The sequence below is a fragment of the Pseudomonas sp. A-RE-19 genome, from assembly GCF_019956555.1.
Classification (GTDB): Bacteria; Pseudomonadota; Gammaproteobacteria; order Pseudomonadales; family Pseudomonadaceae; genus Aquipseudomonas.
Genome location: NZ_JAHBDQ010000040.1, coordinates 1 through 19,145, shown reverse-complemented (window position 1 = coordinate 19,145; position 19,145 = coordinate 1). Strand labels below are relative to the sequence as shown.

The window sequence follows — 19,145 nt, the reverse complement described above, 5'->3', positions numbered from 1 at the left end:
ATCCCGAACTCAGCAGTGAAACGATGCATCGCCGATGGTAGTGTGGGGTTTCCCCATGTGAGAGTAGGTCATCGTCAAGATTAAATTCCGAAACCCCTATCTGCGTATGCAGGTAGGGGTTTTGTTTTAGTAGAAGTCACCGATTTTTCTGGCACGTTACCTTGTAACGGGCTGGTCACAGAATTTCTTGACGACCATAGAGCATTGGAACCACCTGATCCCATCCCGAACTCAGCAGTGAAACGATGCATCGCCGATGGTAGTGTGGGGTTTCCCCATGTGAGAGTAGGTCATCGTCAAGATTGAATTCCGAAACCCCTGTCTGCTTATGCAGACAGGGGTTTTGTCTTTCTGGGCTTATAGAAACTTCAATTCAGAACGCTCAGATCCAGGTCTTGCGTGCCTTGCTACTCCTTCGAGCCACCAGATACGCCACAGACCGCTGCTGGCCTGCCGCTGCAATTGCGCAACCGTCAGCAAACACTACTGCTTGGGCTCTCTAGCACGCCGTTCGGCGGGTATCTGACGGAAGCGCCCTGCATTTCGTACAAATTCCTAAGATTTCTCCTGCTCGTGCCGACAGAGTGATGAGACATGCGTGCACCAAAGTAGAGCGGCTCCAGAATGCCGTCTGCGCTGTTACATGGAATGTTGCAACCCGGAACGCGTCCCCACTTTTTGCATAAGAAGTCCCATGATATGAATCTCAAGTTCAGCCATAAAATTCTGCTGGCCGCTTCAGGCGTCGTGGTGCTGGCTTTTGCGTTGTTCACTTTGTACAACGACTATCTGCAGCGAAACACCATTCGGGCAAATATCGAATCCTCCGTTGAGCAAGCGGGCGACCTGACCGCCAGCAGCGTGCAGAACTGGATGAGTGGCCGCGTGCTGGTCCTGGAAAACCTCGCGCAGAACGTCGCTCACCAAGGCGCCAATGCCGATCTGCCGGGGCTGGTCGATCAACCCGCCCTCACCTCGAATTTCCAGTTCACCTACGTTGGGCAGGCCAATGGTGTGTTCACCCAGCGCCCTGACGCGAAGATGCCGGACGGCTACGATCCGCGTCAGCGTCCTTGGTACAAACAAGCCGTGGTCGCTGACAAGACCATGCTGACTCCGCCCTACATGGCAGCGGTCGGCGGGTTGGTGGTGACCATCGCCATGCCAGTGAAAAAGAGCGGCGAGCTTCTGGGCGTTGTCGGCGGCGACCTGAGTCTGGAAACCCTGGTGAAGATCATCAACTCGGTGGACTTCGGTGGCATCGGTCATGCGTTCCTCGTCAGCGCCGACGGTCAAGTGATCGTCAGCCCGGACAAGGATCAGGTGATGAAGAACCTGAAAGACATCTATCCGGGTTCCAGTGTCCGCATCGAGAGAGGCAATCAGGAAGTAGAGCTGAACAAGCAGGACCGCATCCTCTCGTTCACGCCGGTGACTGGTTTGCCGAATGCCGAGTGGTACGTCGGTCTGTCGATCGATAAGGCCAAGGCCTACGCACCGCTGAGCCAGTTCCGCACCTCGGCGCTGATCGCGATGTTCATCGCCGTGACCGCCATCGCAGTGCTGCTGAGCCTGCTGATCAACGTGCTGATGCGTCCGCTGACCACGATGGGCCGTGCGATGCAGGACATCGCCCAAGGCGAGGGCGACCTGACCCGCCGCCTGGTCGTAGAAAGCAAAGACGAATTCGGCGAGTTGGGCGGCTCCTTCAACCAGTTCGTGGAGCGGATTCACGCGTCGATTTCCGAAGTGTCCTCGGCGACCCGTCAGGTTCATGACCTGTCGCAACGGGTGATGGCGTCGTCCAACGCTTCGATCATCGGCTCCGACGAACAAAGCGCCCGCACCAACAGCGTGGCCGCGGCGATCAACCAATTGGGCGCCGCCACCCAGGAAATCGCCCGCAACGCCGCCGATGCTTCGCAACACGCCAGCGGCGCGAGCGAGCAGGCCGATGACGGTCGTCAGGTGGTGGAAAAAACCATCCTGGCCATGACCGAGCTGTCGCAGAAAATCAGCCTGTCCTGCACGCAGATCGAAACCCTGAACGCGAGCACCGATAACATCGGCCACATCCTCGATGTGATCAAAGGCATCTCCCAGCAGACCAATTTGCTGGCGCTGAACGCGGCCATCGAAGCGGCCCGTGCCGGTGAGGCCGGTCGTGGTTTTGCGGTGGTGGCGGACGAGGTGCGTAACCTGGCTCATCGCACCCAGGAATCGGCGGAAGAGATCCACAAGATGATCAGCTCGCTGCAGATCGGTTCTCGCGAAGCGGTGACCACGATGAACGCCAGTCAGGCATCCAGCGAGCAGAGCGTCGAAGTGGCAAACCAGGCCGGTCTGCGACTGGTCAGCGTGACTCAACGCATCGGCGAAATCGACGGCATGAACCAATCGGTAGCCGCGGCGACCGAAGAGCAGACCGCCGTGGTGGAAACCCTCAACGTCGACGTCAACCAGATCAACCTGTTGAACCAGCAAAGCGTGGCCAATCTCAATGAAACATTGAAGGATTGCGATGCGCTGTCCCAGCAGGCCAGTCGGTTGAAGCAGTTGGTTGATAGCTTCAAGATCTGATTGAGGTGAGTTCAACCGCGTTATCGTTCTTCGCGGGCAAGCCTCGCTCCTACAAGTGCCCTTGTGGGAGCGAGGCTTGCCCGCGAAAGCGGTAGATCAGTCACCGCTGAACCGAAGCCTTACGCAAACAGCTTCAACACATTCCCCATCGCATCATCGGCAAACCCCTGAACGAAATCCTTGAACCCCGGCAGGGCCTCGGCACCGCCCTGGGCCGGTTCGGCGATGATGGTCCAGGTCGCCCGCGACTTGCTCGCGCCCAGGGATTCAACACTCATCGCCGCCCACAAATTGGCCACGCCCAAGGTGTTGTAGATGGTGGTCCAAGTCATGTTCAGTGCCTGGTCGTCCCGGGAGTTGAGTTGCTCGACCACCAGGTTGCCGTCCTTGAAGAATTTCTTGCGCAGCGACGACACGCCCTCGCCCGTCATCTCGATGTGCGACAGCGCCGGAATGAATTGATCGAAGCCGGAAAAGTTGCCGACCACGGCCCAGACTTGTGCTGCGTCAGCCGGTACTTCCACCGAAGACACGACGTGGCAGCCGTGAGGGTTTTTGATCAGGGTATCGGGTTGCAGAGTATTCATGGTTTTGCTCCGTGCAGGGTTAGGGTGAATCAGATGAAGTTGATTTCTTTGAGGTAGTCGCAGCCGCGTCGCAGCAGCGCCGGGGATTTTTCCGGGTAGTGCGCGCCCATCTGCCGGACGCCGGCCTGGGCGTTGTCGTGGCCGATCATCGAGATGTCTCCGATGTCTTCCTCGAAGCCGTTGAGGTAGAAACCCAGCACGCCAAACAGCGCGTTATCGCTGTCGACGCGGCCCAGTTGCTGCTGCCAGTCGGCGACGCTGACCATGGAGAACTCCCGACCGGCCTCGCGAAATGACGCCACGTAGGCGTCCCAGCTCAGGGGCTCGGGGTTGTGCAGGTTGAACACCGCTTTTTCGGCCTGGTAACGACTGGCATGGAAGGCGATGAAACGGGCGAGGAAGTCCACCGGCATCAGGTCGAAATTCAGCGCAAACTCCGGCACCTGACCGAGTTGGATCGAGCCCTTGAGCATCAGCATCAAGCGATTCTTGTGGGGCTGGCAGACGCCGGTGAGGCTGTTGAAGCTGATGTTGCCGGGGCGATAAAGATTGACCCGCACCCCTCGCTCGCGCGCCCGTTCGAGGATCCGCTCGCCGACCCATTTGGACAGGTTGTAGCCGTTCTTGATGTAGATCGGCGGTGTCTGCGCGGCGGGTAATTCCAGGACCCGGCCATCGTCGGAAATCGTGCTGGACGCCGAGAGCGTCGAGACGAAGTTGAAGATCTTCTTGCTGCGCCCTTCACACAAACGCAGGCACTCGAAAATCGGTTCGACGTTATCCCGCGCCAGCGACTCGTAATCGAGAACGTGATTGACGTTGGCGGCGTTGTGCACCAGCGCACCGAACTCGCGATCCAGTCGCTCGTAAATGTCTTCGCTAAGCCCCAGTTGCGGGCGAGTGATGTCTGCTGCGTAAACTCGCACCCGGCTCATGTCCAAGTGTTCCAGACGGTTTTCCCGCAACGCATCAGCGAAGCGTTGCGCCGCCGATTGCCCGCCGCCATCACGCACCAGGCACGCCACCTCGCTGGCGCCCCAGGCCAGCAGCGCTTCAACGATATGAACACCGACAAAGCTGTTGGCGCCGGTGACGATCACCTTGTGCACATCGCCCATTCGACTGACCGGCAATGGCTCGATGTCCAGTTCGCGGAAGGCATCGGCCAGGGCTTTTTCACTCAGCACTTCCTCGGTCCCGGAGCCGCGAACCAGGGTCGCCAGCTTCGCTATCGTCGGCAGTTCGATGAAGCGGTTGATCGAGATACTGCGGCCAAACTCTTCGCGCAAACGCAGGAGCATGCGCGACAGCAGGATCGAGTGCCCGCCCAGATTGAAGAAGCTTTCGTCGGTGGAGATGTCACTGGCGGGCAGCTCCAGCAGCTCGGCCCAGATTTCCAGCAACAGTGCTTCATCGGCGCTGACGGGCAAACGCCGTGGGCTGTTTTCGGTCACGTTGACGGGCAGTTCCAGCAACGCTTTGCGGTCGACCTTGCCGTTGCTGGCGAATGGCATGCTCGCCAATTCGGTCCAGGCGATCGGCTGCATGTAGTCCGGCAGAAACTGCATCGCGTGGGCTTTCAATGCTTCGCGAGCGGCACCGGGTTGCTCTTCCTGAGGCTGCGCGAGAAAGGCCAGAATCCGTCGATTAGGGTCGATAACCACCGCCACCTGACGGTACAGCTGACTGTCGCGCAGGCAGCGTTCGATCTCTTCCGGCTCGACCCGAAAGCCGCGAATCTTCACCTGATTGTCTCGCCGTCCGCACAGTTCGATACCGTCGCGGGTCCACTTGGCCATGTCACCGGAGCGGTAGGCGCGCAAGCTCTGGCCGTTTGGCAGGCTCAGGTTCAGATAGCGCTCGGCAGTCTGCTGTGGGTTGTTCAGGTAACCCAGGCACACCCCCGGACCGACGATGTACAACTCGCCGACGGTTTGCTCGGCCACTGGTTGGAAGTCCTCATCGAGGATCAGCACCTGGCTGTTGGCAATCGGCGCGCCGAGTGTCCGGTTGCTGTCACCGGTGCGCAGTTGCCGCGCGGTGATCAGCACCGTGGCTTCGGTCGGGCCGTAGAGGTTGTAGAGATTGCCTTGGCGGGTCAGTTGCTGGATCACATAGGGTTCGCAAACATCGCCACCGGTCATTACGTGATCGAGGACTTGCAGCTGATCCAGCGGCAGAATGCTCAACAGCGCTGGCGGCAAAAAGGCGTGGCTGAGTCGTTGGTGGTGGATCAGCTCGACCAGTTGCAACGGGTCGCGACGTTGGTCATCGTTGGGCACGATCAGCTCGGCGCCCTGGAGCAGGGTCGGGAAAATATCGATCAGCGACGAGTCGAAACTCAACGATGAAAACTGCAAAACTCGGCTCTGTTCGGTCAGCTGCACATAGTCGGCGTACCACGCGGTGAAGTGCGCGAGGTTGGCCTGGCTGAGCAACACGCCTTTGGGATGGCCCGTGGTGCCCGAGGTATAGAGCGCCATGCATGGCGCGTCGAGATCGGGGCGTTGGCGCATCAAGGGTTGATCGAGATTCACGTCGCCGATGTCGATACGGCTGATGTCCAGCCCCGGTATCGTCTCGCTGAGCGGGTGTTCTCCGTCATGCAGCAACAACACCGCCCCGGCGTTTTGCAGGATGTACTGCTGACGTTGCAGCGGATGGCTTGGCTCCAGCGGCAGGTACACCGCGCCGCTGCCCAGAATCGCCAGAATCCCCGCGTACAACGCACTGCATTTTGGCAGGCAGATTCCGACCACCAATGGTCCCCGATGCTGATCGAGCAACGGCTGTAGACGCTGCTGGATGGCGCGGCTGTGGGCGTGCAATTGCCGATAGCTCAGAACCGAGCCGGCGATGTTCAGCGCCGGCCGCTCGGCAGACTGGATGAAGCGCTGTTCAAGGCGCTCGATCATCGGGATCTGGCCCAGTTGCAGCAGCCATGGTTCAGCCGTGGTATTGAGTCGATGGACGAAGGCCAGGCGCTCCAGAAACAGCAGATTTTCCATCTGCTCGAAGTGCGCGCAAGCCGTCGGTTCGGCCTGCAGGAAATAGTCGGCATCCCGGGAGAAGCGGCTGACCAGCAGTGCCACGTGATCGACCAGATCGGCCACCGCGCGCAGGCGCAATGCCTGGCCATTGCCGGACAATTCGTCAGCGATCGGCACGCGAGTCAGCTGCGTCGAGTTGTACGTGCACAGAAGGTCCAGCGTCGGCAGACCTGATGCTCCGGGCAGCCCGACACCCAGCTGCAGCGTCAGGCGTGGTGCATCGCCGAAGTCCTGAAGCGGCAGGCTCGCATCGTCGATCAGCAAGTCAAACGTGCCTGGCGGCAGCGCCTCCAGATTCGCAAGCCGCGCCAGTGAATGACCGTGCTGTTCGAGTTCCAGCGCCAGGTCGGTCAGGGCCTGGCTTTGCCCAATGAGCAAAATATCGAGACGTCTCATGATGTTCTCCTCGTTAAACCAGGTAATCGCTCAGGCTGCTTTGCACGCACGGTGAATCGAGCAGCGAACTGCTGCGGAAAAACCGCACGATGTTGGCGACCAGCGGGTGATGGCGATTGATCGGGAAGGCCAGCCCCGACACTTCGCTCTTGAGTGCCCGCCGCGCCGTGTCGCTGATCTGCAAGGCGTCGATCAAGCGGAAGTCGAAGGACTTCTGGATGTCGTTGGTCAGGTAATGGCCGATGAACACCGGCAGGATTTGCGCGATGCGCTGGCGGTCGTCTTCGCTCGCGGTGTGCCAATAGATGCGCACCAACCGCGCCCAGAACCCGGAGTGGCGACCCTCGTCGAGCAAGTGGTCGGCCATCAGGCCCTTGATCGATTGCTTGACCGTGTCGTCCTTGGCGAATGCCGCGACGTCGCCGGTCACCGTGTTCTCGGCGATGGCCACGCAGATCAGCTCCACGGCGCTGCGCAGGTGCTCCGGTGCGAGGGCCACGGCTGCCGGGATGGCACGGCTCAGTTCGATTTCATCGGGCAATCCGATCGGCGCGATGCCGGTCATGGCGACGGTCTGCTGCATGAAATCCATGGCCACCAGGGCGTGGTAATCCTCGTCCACCACCACGGTCATGGCGTCGTAGCGACAGGCGAACGGGAACGCCACGCTGAAGCGGTTTTTGGCGATGCTGCGGGCGGTCTTGTCGACGATCTCGGTTTCGAAAATCACCACGTCGTTGATGAACTTGTAGAGCGTCTGCACCAAGGCAAAGTCCCGTTGTTCCGGGCATTCACGCAGGAAGGTTTCGCTCAGCACCAGTGGTTGACGGCTCAGCGGATAGATCAGCTTGTCGTCGTTCTCCAGTATGCGCCGGGGGCGGGTGCGAATGGTCGCGCGGCTTTCCCAGGCATCGGCGAAGGATTGGTAGTCGGCGGCGTTCATGCGTTCACCTCCGCAACCGGTTCGCTCATGCTCAGGCGCAAGCCGTCCCACAGGGCGATGCGACTTTCCACGGCGGCGATGGCGCTGGCGTAAACATCCTCTTCACGCTGCGGATCGCCATCGACCAGACGGGAGAGGAGTTTTTCCGCCGCCGGGCCGTGGTCTTCGGAATCGACTTCGATGTGCCGTTCCAGGTAGTAACGGAAGGTCGGCGCCTGTTCGATGCCGATGCCCCAGTCGTCGAGAATCCGCTGAAACATCTGCGGGATGACACTCTCGCGACCATGCAGAAACGCCGCCGCCACACTGTGCCCCGGTGCATGCATCGCGGTGTGCAAGGTGTGGCGCACGAACTGCGCGGCCGCCGGGGCGACGTCCACGCTTTGCAACGCCACGTCGTAGCTCACGCCTTCTTTTTGCAGCGCCACGAAGCGTTCGACAGCGACCGTGCTCGCACCGACTTCGCGCATCGCATCCAGGTACAACTCGAAATGGCTGTAGTGACCTTGGGCGGGGCGATCATCAGACTCTTCACCGAGCACAATTTCGTTGATCAAGCGTGCGGCCTGAGGATCTCGCGGCGGCAGCCAGGGCAGCTGAACGCAGGTCAGTTCCTGTTGCAGGCGCTTGGTCAGCGACATGAAGTCCCATACCGCGAACACATGGGTTTCCATGAAGCGTTGAAGGACCGATAACGAATGTATTTCAGAGAAGATCGGGTGCGCACTAAGTTCTGCTTTCTTCTGATTAAGACGATCTTTAGTCGGTTTCATGAGCGAGCCTATAAGTGATCCGTTGAGAGGGTGTATTCAATACAGTGAGGGTTTTATTGGTTTTCTATTGGCGAACGGGAGCCTCAATTGAATTGATGTTTTCAGGGGCGTGTACAGCGCTAAGTAGTGCCTGGCGCATAGTGTCTATGGGCGGCGGAGAAAAACTAATACACGAACAAAGTACGGGGCAAGTTATTTTTTAATTAATTGAAAGTTTAACTTTCTTGCGCGCGAGAAGTTGCAATAAGACTTTTGCGTAAAGTTTTATTTGGGCGTAGTTGCTCCTTTCGGCTTATATAAGTCAAAATTTGGATAAAGAGTGAATGCCTCACTCAAAGCAACTTTCTACTTGGATCGTTTGATGTGAACTGAGAGGGGGGAAGTTGGCCATGAGCGACGCCGTTTCTTCCTTTTCCCGTGGCAAGACTCCTTCCGTAGGTTCTTGGTGCGGGGACTGCTCCGCTGATGCGGTGCGTCGCCCGTCATTATTCGTTGGCAGCTCAAGAGTGAGCGTAATTCACGGCAGCCGCTATCACCGACGCATGATCCGTTCGGTGCAATTTTCGGGCTTGAGGGTGACGGGGGCAGTGAGGGGGGCATGCAGCCGTTGCGCACCGGTCTGGCGTGAACGAAAGGGGATTTGTAAGCAGATTGTTCGTCGAGCCATCCGAGTGCAGATCAGCTCAATGTCGCGACAAGAAAGCGAGCTGCTCAATGGGCTCGCTCCGGCCTGCCGCTGCGGTTTACCTGGAGGTTTTCCGGCGCTGAGCCTCGGGGCTTTCGAGGTAGCGCGTGATGACTTCAACGCCCCGGTTGAGGTGGTTTTCGAGCAGCGTCACCGCACGCTCGACGTCCCGCTCTTCTACAGCTCGCAACAACGCCCGGTGATCTTCCTGGGACAGTTTGCCCAGGCCCATGGCTTCCAGGTTGAAGCGCAGAAAGCGTTCCTCTTCATTCAACCCGTCTTCAACCAGCCTCAGCAACCGCTGGTTGGGAGCCTTGTTGTAAAGCGCCATGTGGAACAGACGATTGAGCCGGCCGATCTCGGTGTAGTCGTGTTGCATCTCCAACTCTTCGATACAGCGGGCAGCCTGTTCGAAATCGGCGGCTTCGAGCAGAGGAATCGACCGGCGCAAGGCTTCGGACTCCAGCAGGATTCGCAGTTCATAGGTTTCTGTCGCATCGCCCTGAACCAGCGGTGCGACCACCGCGCCTTTGTGGGCGATCACGTTGAGCAGCGCTTGCGCTTCGAGCTGGCGCAAGGCTTCGCGCACCGGCATGCGGCTGACGCCGAACAGGTCGGCGAGGTCTTGCTGACGCAGGGCGGTACCGCAAGGAATGCGGCCATCGAGAATCGCCGCGCGCAGGGTTTCTTCGATTACCGAGCGTGCCAGATGAGCGGGAATCGGCCCGTTAACCTTGATACTGCTGAGAGGGTTGGGCTTCTGTGTCACAACAAACGCACCCTGATCAAATGAAAGGACTTGGATCCAAGTGGACACTAGTGACTGCCTGACGGGTTGTCAAACGGGCAAAAGATCTTGTTACTTTAAAGTCTAGCGTGCCGGAAGTGATCTCACCGTGCCATTGTCTTTTATCGGGCTAACCTGCACCATCAACCGACTTCCTCCTGCCTACCCTGGATGCCTCGCATTGGCGGTACGTTTCGCGATTCCTCGGACTTTGCGCTGGCTTGGCTGCGCACTGCTGCTGGCCGGCGTCATGCTGGGCGGGTTGCATGCCGACTGGGATTTTTCGCTGATCAGCCGCCGCGCGCAGGCATTGTACGGGCCTTTGGGGGAAGGGCGGCAGCGCATTGATGCCTGGCAGCAGTTGCTGGCCACGCATAAGCAGGTGGGTGAGCTGGAACAGCTCAAGGTGGTCAACCAGTTCTTCAACCAGCAGATGCGTTACGAAGAAGACATCGACCTGTGGCATGAGGTCGATTACTGGGAAACGCCGATCGAAGCCTTGTGGAAAGGCGCCGGTGATTGCGAAGACTACGCCATCGCCAAATATTTCAGCCTGCGCCATCTTGGTGTCTCCAGTGACAAGCTGCGCATTACCTACGTCAAGGCTTTGCGCCTGAACCGCGCGCACATGGTGCTGACTTACTACTCGAGCCCCGAGGCCATGCCTCTGGTGCTCGACAGCCTGATCGACGCGATCAAGCCCGCCAACCAGCGAACCGATTTGTTGCCGGTCTACTCTTTCAATGCCGAAGGGTTGTGGTTGCCGGGTGCCAAGGGCAACAAAAAGGTCGGAGACACCAAACGCCTGTCCCGCTGGCAGGATGTGTTGAAGAAAATGCAGGCCGAAGGTTTTCCGGTCGAGACGACTAACTAGGAGCACGCGCTCGGATGTCTTTGTTCAAACAGCTGTTGATCGCTATCTGTCTGTTCCTGGTGGTCGCCTTCACCGGCAGCTTCATGGTCAGCCTGGAAAGCTCGCGCACCCAGTACGTCAACCAGTTGCGCTCCCACGCCCAGGACGCCGCAACAGCATTGGCGCTGTCCCTGACGCCGAACATCGACGACCCGGCGATGGTCGAGTTGCTGGTCAGTTCGATCTTCGACAGCGGTTATTACGCGAGCATCCGTGTGGTCGATCTGGCCAACGACAAGACGATTGTCGAGCGCAGCGGCATCCCGGCGGTCACCAACGTGCCAAACTGGTTCGTCAAACTGATCGGCCTGGAGCCGGCCGGTGGCGACGCGCTTGTCAGCCGTGGCTGGGAGCAGGCCGCGCGGGTCGAGGTGGTCAGCCATCCGATGTTCGCGTTGGCCAAGCTGTGGCAAAGCGCGTTGGGCAGCCTCGGCTGGTTGTTGATCTGCGGCGCGGTGAGTGCGGTGCTGGGCGCGTTGTTGTTGCGTCGGCAACTGAAGCCGCTGGATTACATGGTCAAGCAATCCCACGCCATTGCTCGCCGCGAATTCCTCAGCCTGCCGGAACTGCCGCGCACCCCGGAACTGCGCCGCGTGGTGCAGGCGATGAACCAGATGGTCGAGAAGCTCAAGGCACTGTTCCAGGAACAGGCCGAACGCAGTGAAAAACTGCGGGCCGAATCCTATCAGGACAACCTGACCGGCCTGGCCAACCGGCGCTATTTCGAGATGCAATTGAACGCGCGAGTAAGCAATCCTGAGCAGGCCAGCTCCGGCTATTTGCTGCTGCTGCGGGTCAAGGATCTGGCCGGCTTGAATCAGCGGCTGGGCGGTCAACGTACCGATGAATTGTTGAAAGCGGTGGGCGAGCAGTTGTCCCGCGAGTGCGCCAAGTACCCGGAAACCCAGAACCTCGTCACGCGCATTCGTGGCGGTGAATTCGCCGTGCTGGCGCCGGGGCTGGTACGCGAAGAGGCGCTGCAATTGGCGAGTAACCTCGACAGTGCCCTGGCCAGCCTACATGCGACGGGCGCCACGGACGTGGCTTCGGTGGCCTCGATCGGGCTGACGCCGTTTGCCCATGGCGACTCGCCGCAAGCAGTGATCGGGTTGGCGGATCAGGCGTTGGCCCAGGCGGAAAGTCAGGGCGAACCAAGCTGGGCATGCCTCGATCAGAGCGCATCGGCCCGGGTTGGCGATGACCATCATGCCTGGCACAAATTGCTGGATCAGGCGTTGAATCAGCAGCGTTTCGAGCTGTATTTCCAACCGGTGGTGGCCAGCCAGGACACGCAGTTGGTGCTGCATTACAAAGTGCTGTCGCGCCTGCTCGACGAACAGGGCCAGACCATTCCCGCCGGGCGTTTCCTGCCGTGGCTCGAGCGTTTCGGCTGGACCGCGCGGCTGGACCGTTTGATGCTGGAACGGGTGCTTGAGCAGATGGCTGACCATGAGGAGTCGCTGGCGCTGAACCTGTCCTCGGCGACCCTGGCGGATCCGCAGGCGCTGAACAAGGTGTTCGAGATCCTGCGTGCTCATTCGAATCTCGGGGAGCGACTGACCCTGGAAATCGGCGAAGAACAATTGCCCGAGCAAGCGGTGCTGGAACAGCTGACGCGGCGTCTGCGCGAACTTGGGTTCTCGCTGAGTCTGCAGCGTTTTGGTGGGCGCTTCAGCATGATCGGTAATTTGGCGCGGCTGGGGTTGGCGTATCTGAAAATCGACGGCAGTTACATCCGGGCGATTGATCAGGAGAGCGACAAGCGTCTGTTCATCGAGGCGATTCAGCGGGCGGCGCATAGCATTGATTTGCCGTTGATTGCCGAGCGGGTCGAGACCGAAGGGGAGTTGTCGGTGATTCGTGAGATGGGGTTGTATGGGGTTCAGGGGCAACTCTTTGGTGAGCCGAAGCCTTGGCGGTGAGGCTTTTGAGTTAAGTCGTCAGTGAATCCGTCTTCGCGGGCAAGCCTCGCTCCTACAGAGTTGCGTTCGTTCACGCGATTGCGGCACGACACAAATCCTGTAGGAGCGAGGCTTGCCCGCGAAGGCGTCAGCACAAACAACAATGAAGGCGGGGCGTTAGATCAACCCCGTCTCATCATCATCGATCAACTGGCTCAACCCGCCCAACGCTTCACGGGCCTGGGTTCGATCCATCAGCTTGGCCTGCGCGGCGGCCGGCAGGTCGGTGACGCGGATCACGCCTTTTTGGGTCAGCACCTGAATCAAGTCATCGAGTACCCGGATCATTTCCAGGTCGCTCTGCTTGAGCTGCTTGAGGCTGGTTTCCACCACTTCGTGGGCAAACCAGGCCTGGATTTCATGGTGATCGGCCGGCAGCGTTTCCGTGGCCTCGGCGTAGGCCGTGGCTTCCACGCGCACTAACTGACCTTGCGCATCGCGTTGCACGTAAAACATTGAGCATCCCTCGGAAATGGACCAGCGTCGTGCTGTCAGCAGCATAGGCCAACGCAGGCGAGTATGCGGTGCGACGACCCAATCGTCACCCGTGAGGTGGGCACAAACGTGACGGCCGCCCGTTTCGGGCGGCCGTCAGCTCGCTGATCAGCTGTTGTTGTGATCGACCTTGATGGTCGGGTCACTGCCGGCAATCAACGAGTTGATGCTGGCGCTGGACCAATTGTTACCTTCCAGTTTGATCGTCACGTCCGGGGTGGCCGCTGCAGCGTCGGCGCCGTTGAACTTGCCGCCAGAGCTGACTTGCAGAGACGACACGCCGTCCACGGTGGTGATCTTCAGGAAGTGATCGATGGTGCTGCCGCTTTCGCCCTGCAACAGATCACGCAGGTCGATGCGATCGCCTTCGCTGGCCTTGAAGTCCTTGATCACGTCGCTGCCGGTGTCGCCCGCCTTCCAGATGAAGGAGTCGGCACCCGAACCGCCAATCAGGATGTCGTTGCCTTGACCGCCGATCAACGAGTCATTGCCGCTGCCGCCGAGCAGGATGTCATTGCCCTTGCCGCCGTCGAGGAGGTCGTTGCCACCCTGGCCGAAGAGAATGTCGTTGCCCGCGCCACCCAGCAGCGAATCATTGCCGTCGTGGGCACCCGACACGTCGAACGCGGTGTAGTGCTCGGTGATGAACTGGTGCACATTGCTGGTGGTGACTTTGCTGACATCGACGCCGGTCTGCTGGGCCACGAACGCCTGCATGGCCTGATAACCCTCGCCGGCAATGCCATTGAAGCTCACCAGATCGCCGAACAGGAGGTCGTTGCCGTCACCGCCGCTGACCGTGTCGGCACCCGGCATTGTCGCTTCGGTATGGCCGATGATCGAGTTGGCCAGGTCTTTCGGGTCGATGTTGGTCTGTGGCGTCTGATCCGAGTCGTACGGCTTGAGGTCGCTGAGGGTGACGTCTTTGTTCAGGCCGATGGCTTCGACCGTCGACACGTTGCTCAGCAACGTGAAGCTGCCGGTGGAGTTGTCGATGGCGGTGGAATCGGTGCTGTAGCCGGTGCCATCGCGATAGGACAGTTCGTAGGTGCCGTTACCCTCGGCATGGAGGGTGCCCAGTTCAGAACTGCTCCAGCGCCCCGAGTTTTTCAGCGTCTGCAGCGTGACGTTGCCGGCACTGTCGATGCTCAGGTAGTGAGTGCTGTCCAGATAGTTGGAATAGGTCTGCCCCAACTTGTAGTTGGTGGTGGTGATGACGTCATCGAGCTTCACGTTGCCGAACAGGGTCGGGTTGGTTTGCTCGCCGCTCTGGTAGTAGGTCGGCTTGCCGTCGGTGATGAAGTACGTGAGGTTCTTCGCACCGGTGTTGGCAATCGCGTCGGCACTCTGGAACCAGTTGGCCGTGGTCTTGAACACGTCTTCGTAGTTGGTGCCGCCGCCGGACGACATCGAGTCCAGAACGGATTTGAGCAAGGTCAGTGCGTTCGGATCATTCAGGTTCACCGACACCGACTTGTTGACCTGGTTATCGAAGTCCACCAGGAAGATGTTCACCGTCCCGGAGTTGCCACCCATGCTTTGCTTGAGCGTGTTGAACACCGCTGTCAGCGAATCCTTGGCGGCGCTGATCGAAGAGGCGCTCATGCTGCCCGAGCTATCGACCATGAACGCGATGTTGTAGTTGGTGCCCGGCACCACGGTCAGCCCGCCGATGTCGGCGATCATGATGTCGTTGCCGTCGGTGCCAGTGATGGTGTCGTCGGCGGCAGTCGCGGTGACGGCGTTGTACACCGCCGGGTAGACCGTGACCGGGATCTGCGTGGAGCTTGGCGCCGAACCACCGAGCGCTTCGGTGGATGTCGATGTCACGGTCAGGGTGAACTGGCCGTTGTAGTACGGCGGTGGCGTGACGGTCAGGGTGCCGAGGTTCCAGCCGGTGACGTTGGCTTCGCCGGAGGTGGCGCTGGCGGTGAAGGTGTGGCCCGCGCCATCGGTCAGCACCGAGCCCGCCGGGATGCCGCTGATCTTCACGCTCAGGCTTTCGGAGCCGTCGGTGTCGGTCAGTGCCGTTTTGATCGCGGACAGGTGAACGCTGGTGCCTTCGGCGCCTTCGTTGAGTTTGTAGCCGTCGTAGTAGCCTTCGCTATTGGTGCCGTGCAGGTCGGACACGGTCACGCCAGAAGCGGCCAGATCCGCTACGCCGGTGTACAGCGGCACGCCGGCACTGCTCAGGTCGATTGCCGCACCGCCGTTGACCGACAGGTTGACGTCATAGCTGCCCGGGCCGCTCTGGTTGTGGTGGTAGATGTCCAGGGTGTAGTAACCGCTGGTGGTCGGGGTGAACGAGCCGTTCAGATTACCGCCCGCCCCCCACGTGGTGGCGGCCACGTTTTTACCGCCGATGGTCACCAACAGACTGTCATCACCAGTACCGCTGAAGGTATACGTCTTGCCGGCCTCGAGATAAATCAGGCCGGATGTTTTCGAGGCCGTGCCGGCGGTGACGCCGCCGTCGGACTGAACGTTGGTCACGGTGCCGGTGGAGTTCGGAGTGCCTGCGGCGTCGATGACCGATTTCAGCGTACCGGAAGGCGCGCCGCTGCCATCGGTGCCGAGGCCTGACAGACCGGTCCAGACTTCCTTGACCAGGCCGGTGGACTTGACACTGTTGTCCGCGACGCTCAGGGATGGCGCGTCGGCAACCGGCGTGATGTCGATTTTCACCGTGCCGGTGTTGCCCAGCAGTTGACCGTCGGTTGGCTGGAACTTGATCTGCGCGTAGTCCGCCTGGTTGTTGCCCATGCCGGTGCCGCCGTAGCCATCGACGCCCGATTCGTTGGCATCCGGCGTGAAGCGCAGCTTGCCGGCGTCGATATCGGCCTTGCTGAAGGTCTGGTTGGTCGCCACGTCTTTCCAGGTCGCACCGTCCAGGTACTGCAATTTACCTTCGCCCGGCAACTGAGTGATTTTTACCCCCAGGTTGGCGGCCGGGCTATCGACATCGCTGATGCCGAAGGTCGACCAGCCGAGGATCAGCGGGGTGTCTTCGGTGCCGGTGACGTTAACCGGTGCGGCGGTTGGCGCGTCGTTCACGGACACCACGTTGACGGTGGTGGTCGCGGTGTTTGAGTAGTTGCTGCCATCGGTCACCGTCACAGTGATGATCCGCGGCACGGTGCTCGGGTCCTCACTGCTGTTGGTGAAGCTGATGTTTTTGATCTGTTGCATGTAGTCGGCCAGCGTCGCGTTGCCCGACAGGGTCAGGGTGACGGTGCCGTCCTGGCTGTTGGCATTGATGGTGATGCCATTGACGCTATTGCCCAGGTTCAGCGCGTCGCCCGGCTGACGGTTGGTCAGCACGATGGTCGCGCCGGTCAGCATCGTGCTGTCCGGGTCGGTGATGCTCAGGTCGGTGTCGCCGATCGATACGCCCTGGCCGGTGGTGCCTTCGGTGAAGGTCACGTTGTAGTTGGCCCCGGTGGCGCCGCTGGAGTTGTTGGCATCCAGGTCGAGAACCGGCGCGGCATCGTTGTCGATGATCGAGGTGCTGACGCTGCCGTTGGAGGCGCTGACCGCGAGGTTTTCGAAGTTGCCGCCGGTGGCCGAGTCAATCTTGACCACGAAATTCTCGGTGCCTTCGGTGAGCTTGTCGTCCAGTGTCGCGACGTTGAAGCTCGCGCTGCTGGCGCCGGCCGGGATTTTCACGGTGTACACGCCGGTGAAGTCCGAACCGTCGGCGGCGGTGCCGCTGTAGACGATTTTCAGGGTCACTTCGGTCTGCGCCGGGTGGGTCAGGCTGACGGTGTAGCTGGCGGTCTGGCCTTCGGTCACCGAGGTGCTGCCGCTGATGCTGACTTCGGTTTTGTCGATCGTGTCGGTGACGGTGGTGACTGCCGCCGTTGGGCTGGTGACCAGGTTTTCGAAGTTGCCACCGGTGGCGGTGGAGATGGTCGCCTGGACAGTACCGGCATCTTTGTAAACGTCATCGGACGGTGCCGCGACGGTCACGGTGCCGGTGGTTTTGCCCGCATCGATGGTGATCACGGCGCCGTTGCTCAACGTCACGGTCACCGGAGTGCCGGCGGCGTTGGTCAGGGTCGCGGTGTAAGTGATCTGGCCACCTTCGGCTACCGAGTTGGTCGCGCTCAAGCTGAGGTTGGTGGTGTCGACGGTATCGGTCACGGTGGTGCTGACCGGCGTTTTATCCGCCACGAGGTTCTCGTAATTGCCGCCGCTGACGCTGGTGATCGAGTTGGTCAGCGGAGCATGACCGGCCAGTGCATCGTTCGGTGCGGGGGTGGTCACGGTACCGGTGGTTTGACCGATGTCGATAGTGATCGTCTGACCGTTGGCCAGGGACACAGTGACCGGGCTGCCTGTCACCGGTGCACCGACAGTCGCGGTGTAAGTGACGGTGCCGCCTTCAGCCGCCGAAGCGGTGGCGTTCAGGGTGACGGTCGAGATGTCGATGGTGTCGGTGATGCTGGTGACTGCCGGGGCAGTGCTTGGCACCAGGTTCTCGAAATTGCCGCCGCTGGCGGTGGAGATGGTTGCCTGGACCGTGCCGGCGTCTTTGTAAACGTCGTCGGATGGAGCTGGGACGGTCACAGTGCCGGTGGTTTTGCCGGCGTCGATGGTGATCACGGCGCCGTTGCTCAGGGTCACGGTGACCGGTGTGCCGGCGGCGTTGGTCAGGGTTGCGGTGTAAACGATGGTACCGCCTTCAGCGACTGAGTCGGATGCGCTCAGGCTGAGGGTGGTGGTGTCCGCCGTGTCGGTGATCGAGGTGTTGGCCGATTTGCCATCGACTTCCAGTTTCTCGTAGTTGCCACCCTTGGCGTCGTCGATCTTGACGCTCAGGGAGCCGCCACCGGCCAGGGCATCGTTTGGTGCGGTGTAGTTGACGCTGGCGCTGCTCGAGCCGACCGGGATGGTGATGGTCTGGCCGTTAGACAGGGTTACGACGACTGGCGAACCGGTGACTGGAGCAGACACCGAAGCGGTGTAAACCACGGTGCCACCTTCGGCGACGCTCGAAGTGGCACTCAGCGAAACGGTGCTGGTGTCGATGGTGTCGTTGACGGTGGTGACCGCAGCTGTGTTGCTGGTGACCAGGTTTTCGAAGTCGCCGCCGGTGGCGGTGGAAATGGTCGCCTGGACAGTACCGGCGTCTTTGTAAACGTCATCGGACGGCGCCGCGACGGTTACGGAGCCGGAGGTTTTACCCGCTTCGATGGTGATCACTGCACCATTCGACAGGGTCACAGTCACGGGTGTGCCGGCGGCATTGGTCAGGGTCGCCGTATAGGTGATCTGGCCGCCTTCATCCACGGCGCCGGTCGCGGTCAACGATAGGTTGGTGGTGTCCGGGGTATCGGTGATCGAGGTGTTGGCCGATTTGCCGTCGACTTCCAGTTTCTCGTAGTTACCGCCCTTGGCGTCGTCGATCTTGACGCTCAAAGAGCCGCCACCGGCCAGGGCATCGTTGGGTGCGGTGTAATTGACGCTGGCGCTGCTCGAGCCGACCGGGATGGTGATGGTCTGGCCGTTAGACAGGGTTACGACGACTGGCGAGCCGGTGACCGGTGCGGAAACCGATGCGGTGTAAACCACGGTGCCGCCTTCGGCGACACTCGAAGTGGCATTCAGCGAAACGGTGCTGGTGTCGATGGTGTCGTTGACGGTGGTGACCGCTGCCGCTGGGCTGGTGGCCAGGTTTTCAAAGTTGCCGCCGGTTGCGTCTTTGATGGTCGCTTCAACGGTGCCGGCGTCTTTATAGACGTCGTCCTTCGGCGCATCGACGGTCACGGTGCCGGTGGTTTTACCGGCATCGATGGTGATCACGGCGCCGTTGCTCAGCGTCACGGTCACCGGAGTGCTGGCGGCATTGGTCAGAGTCGCGGTGTAAACAATGGAGCCGCCTTCGGCGACCGAGTCAGTCGCGCTCAGACTCAGAGTAGTGGTGTCCGCGGTGTCGGTCACCGAGGTGTCTGCCGATTTGCCGTCGACTTCCA

9 protein-coding genes, 1 rRNA gene and 1 pseudogene are annotated in these 19,145 nt (G+C 60.3%); 4 read left to right on the top strand and 7 right to left on the bottom strand.

Annotation, left to right across the window (positions count from 1 at the left end):
* Positions 1 to 186: 186 nt before the first annotated feature.
* Positions 187 to 302 (top strand): 5S ribosomal RNA (rrf, locus tag KGB14_RS21405).
* A gap of 397 nt (positions 303 to 699) precedes the next feature.
* Positions 700 to 2,580 (top strand): methyl-accepting chemotaxis protein, encoded by a 1,881-nt coding sequence (locus KGB14_RS21400; protein ID WP_223488686.1) that lies wholly within the window; start codon positions 700 to 702, stop codon positions 2,578 to 2,580.
* A gap of 119 nt (positions 2,581 to 2,699) precedes the next feature.
* On the opposite strand, the gene KGB14_RS21395 is transcribed toward KGB14_RS21400, so the two are convergent.
* From KGB14_RS21395 to KGB14_RS21375, 5 genes are all read right to left on the bottom strand, one after another.
* On the bottom strand, positions 2,700 to 3,167 hold the full coding sequence (locus tag KGB14_RS21395) for an SRPBCC family protein (RefSeq protein WP_223488685.1): 468 nt from the start codon (positions 3,165 to 3,167) through the stop codon (positions 2,700 to 2,702).
* A gap of 29 nt (positions 3,168 to 3,196) precedes the next feature.
* Entirely contained in the window at positions 3,197 to 6,613 is a 3,417-nt protein-coding gene (locus KGB14_RS21390; RefSeq protein WP_223488684.1) for a non-ribosomal peptide synthetase, read from the bottom strand.
* Positions 6,614 to 6,626: 13 nt separating this feature from the next.
* On the bottom strand, positions 6,627 to 7,556 hold the full coding sequence (locus KGB14_RS21385; protein ID WP_223488683.1) for a diiron oxygenase: 930 nt from the start codon (positions 7,554 to 7,556) through the stop codon (positions 6,627 to 6,629).
* Positions 7,553 to 8,329, bottom strand: coding sequence for a DUF3050 domain-containing protein (locus KGB14_RS21380; protein ID WP_223488682.1), 777 nt, complete (start codon positions 8,327 to 8,329; stop codon positions 7,553 to 7,555). Before KGB14_RS21380 ends, KGB14_RS21385 begins: the two co-directional genes overlap by 4 nt.
* Before the next feature lie 743 nt (positions 8,330 to 9,072).
* Positions 9,073 to 9,783 carry a GntR family transcriptional regulator gene (locus tag KGB14_RS21375; RefSeq protein WP_223488681.1) on the bottom strand — a complete coding sequence of 237 codons (711 nt, stop codon included), beginning with the start codon at positions 9,781 to 9,783 and terminating at the stop codon, positions 9,073 to 9,075.
* A gap of 199 nt (positions 9,784 to 9,982) precedes the next feature.
* On the opposite strand from KGB14_RS21375, the gene lapG reads away from it, so the two are divergent.
* Both lapG and lapD read left to right on the top strand, forming a co-directional pair.
* Entirely contained in the window at positions 9,983 to 10,675 is a 693-nt protein-coding gene (gene lapG, locus KGB14_RS21370) for a cysteine protease LapG (RefSeq protein WP_223488680.1), read from the top strand.
* A gap of 14 nt (positions 10,676 to 10,689) precedes the next feature.
* Positions 10,690 to 12,636: a cyclic di-GMP receptor LapD gene (gene lapD, locus KGB14_RS21365; RefSeq protein ID WP_223488679.1), complete on the top strand. Its 1,947-nt coding sequence runs from the start codon at positions 10,690 to 10,692 to the stop codon at positions 12,634 to 12,636.
* 156 nt (positions 12,637 to 12,792) lie between these two features.
* On the opposite strand, the gene KGB14_RS21360 is transcribed toward lapD, so the two are convergent.
* Together KGB14_RS21360 and KGB14_RS21355 are read right to left on the bottom strand one after the other, a co-directional pair.
* Positions 12,793 to 13,131: a hypothetical protein gene (locus KGB14_RS21360; RefSeq protein ID WP_007896114.1), complete on the bottom strand. Its 339-nt coding sequence runs from the start codon at positions 13,129 to 13,131 to the stop codon at positions 12,793 to 12,795.
* A gap of 147 nt (positions 13,132 to 13,278) precedes the next feature.
* A pseudogene (locus KGB14_RS21355) lies at positions 13,279 to 19,145 on the bottom strand (LapA family giant adhesin); the annotation flags it as partial.

Coding starts and splice junctions, on each gene's coding strand:
- KGB14_RS21400 (WP_223488686.1), top strand. CDS start 700: ATGAATCTCAAGTTCAGCCATAAAATTCTGCTGGCCGCTTCAGGCGTC.
- KGB14_RS21395 (WP_223488685.1), bottom strand. CDS start 3,167: ATGAATACTCTGCAACCCGATACCCTGATCAAAAACCCTCACGGCTGC.
- KGB14_RS21390 (WP_223488684.1), bottom strand. CDS start 6,613: ATGAGACGTCTCGATATTTTGCTCATTGGGCAAAGCCAGGCCCTGACC.
- KGB14_RS21385 (WP_223488683.1), bottom strand. CDS start 7,556: ATGAACGCCGCCGACTACCAATCCTTCGCCGATGCCTGGGAAAGCCGC.
- KGB14_RS21380 (WP_223488682.1), bottom strand. CDS start 8,329: ATGAAACCGACTAAAGATCGTCTTAATCAGAAGAAAGCAGAACTTAGT.
- lapD (WP_223488679.1), top strand. CDS start 10,690: ATGTCTTTGTTCAAACAGCTGTTGATCGCTATCTGTCTGTTCCTGGTG.
- KGB14_RS21360 (WP_007896114.1), bottom strand. CDS start 13,131: ATGTTTTACGTGCAACGCGATGCGCAAGGTCAGTTAGTGCGCGTGGAA.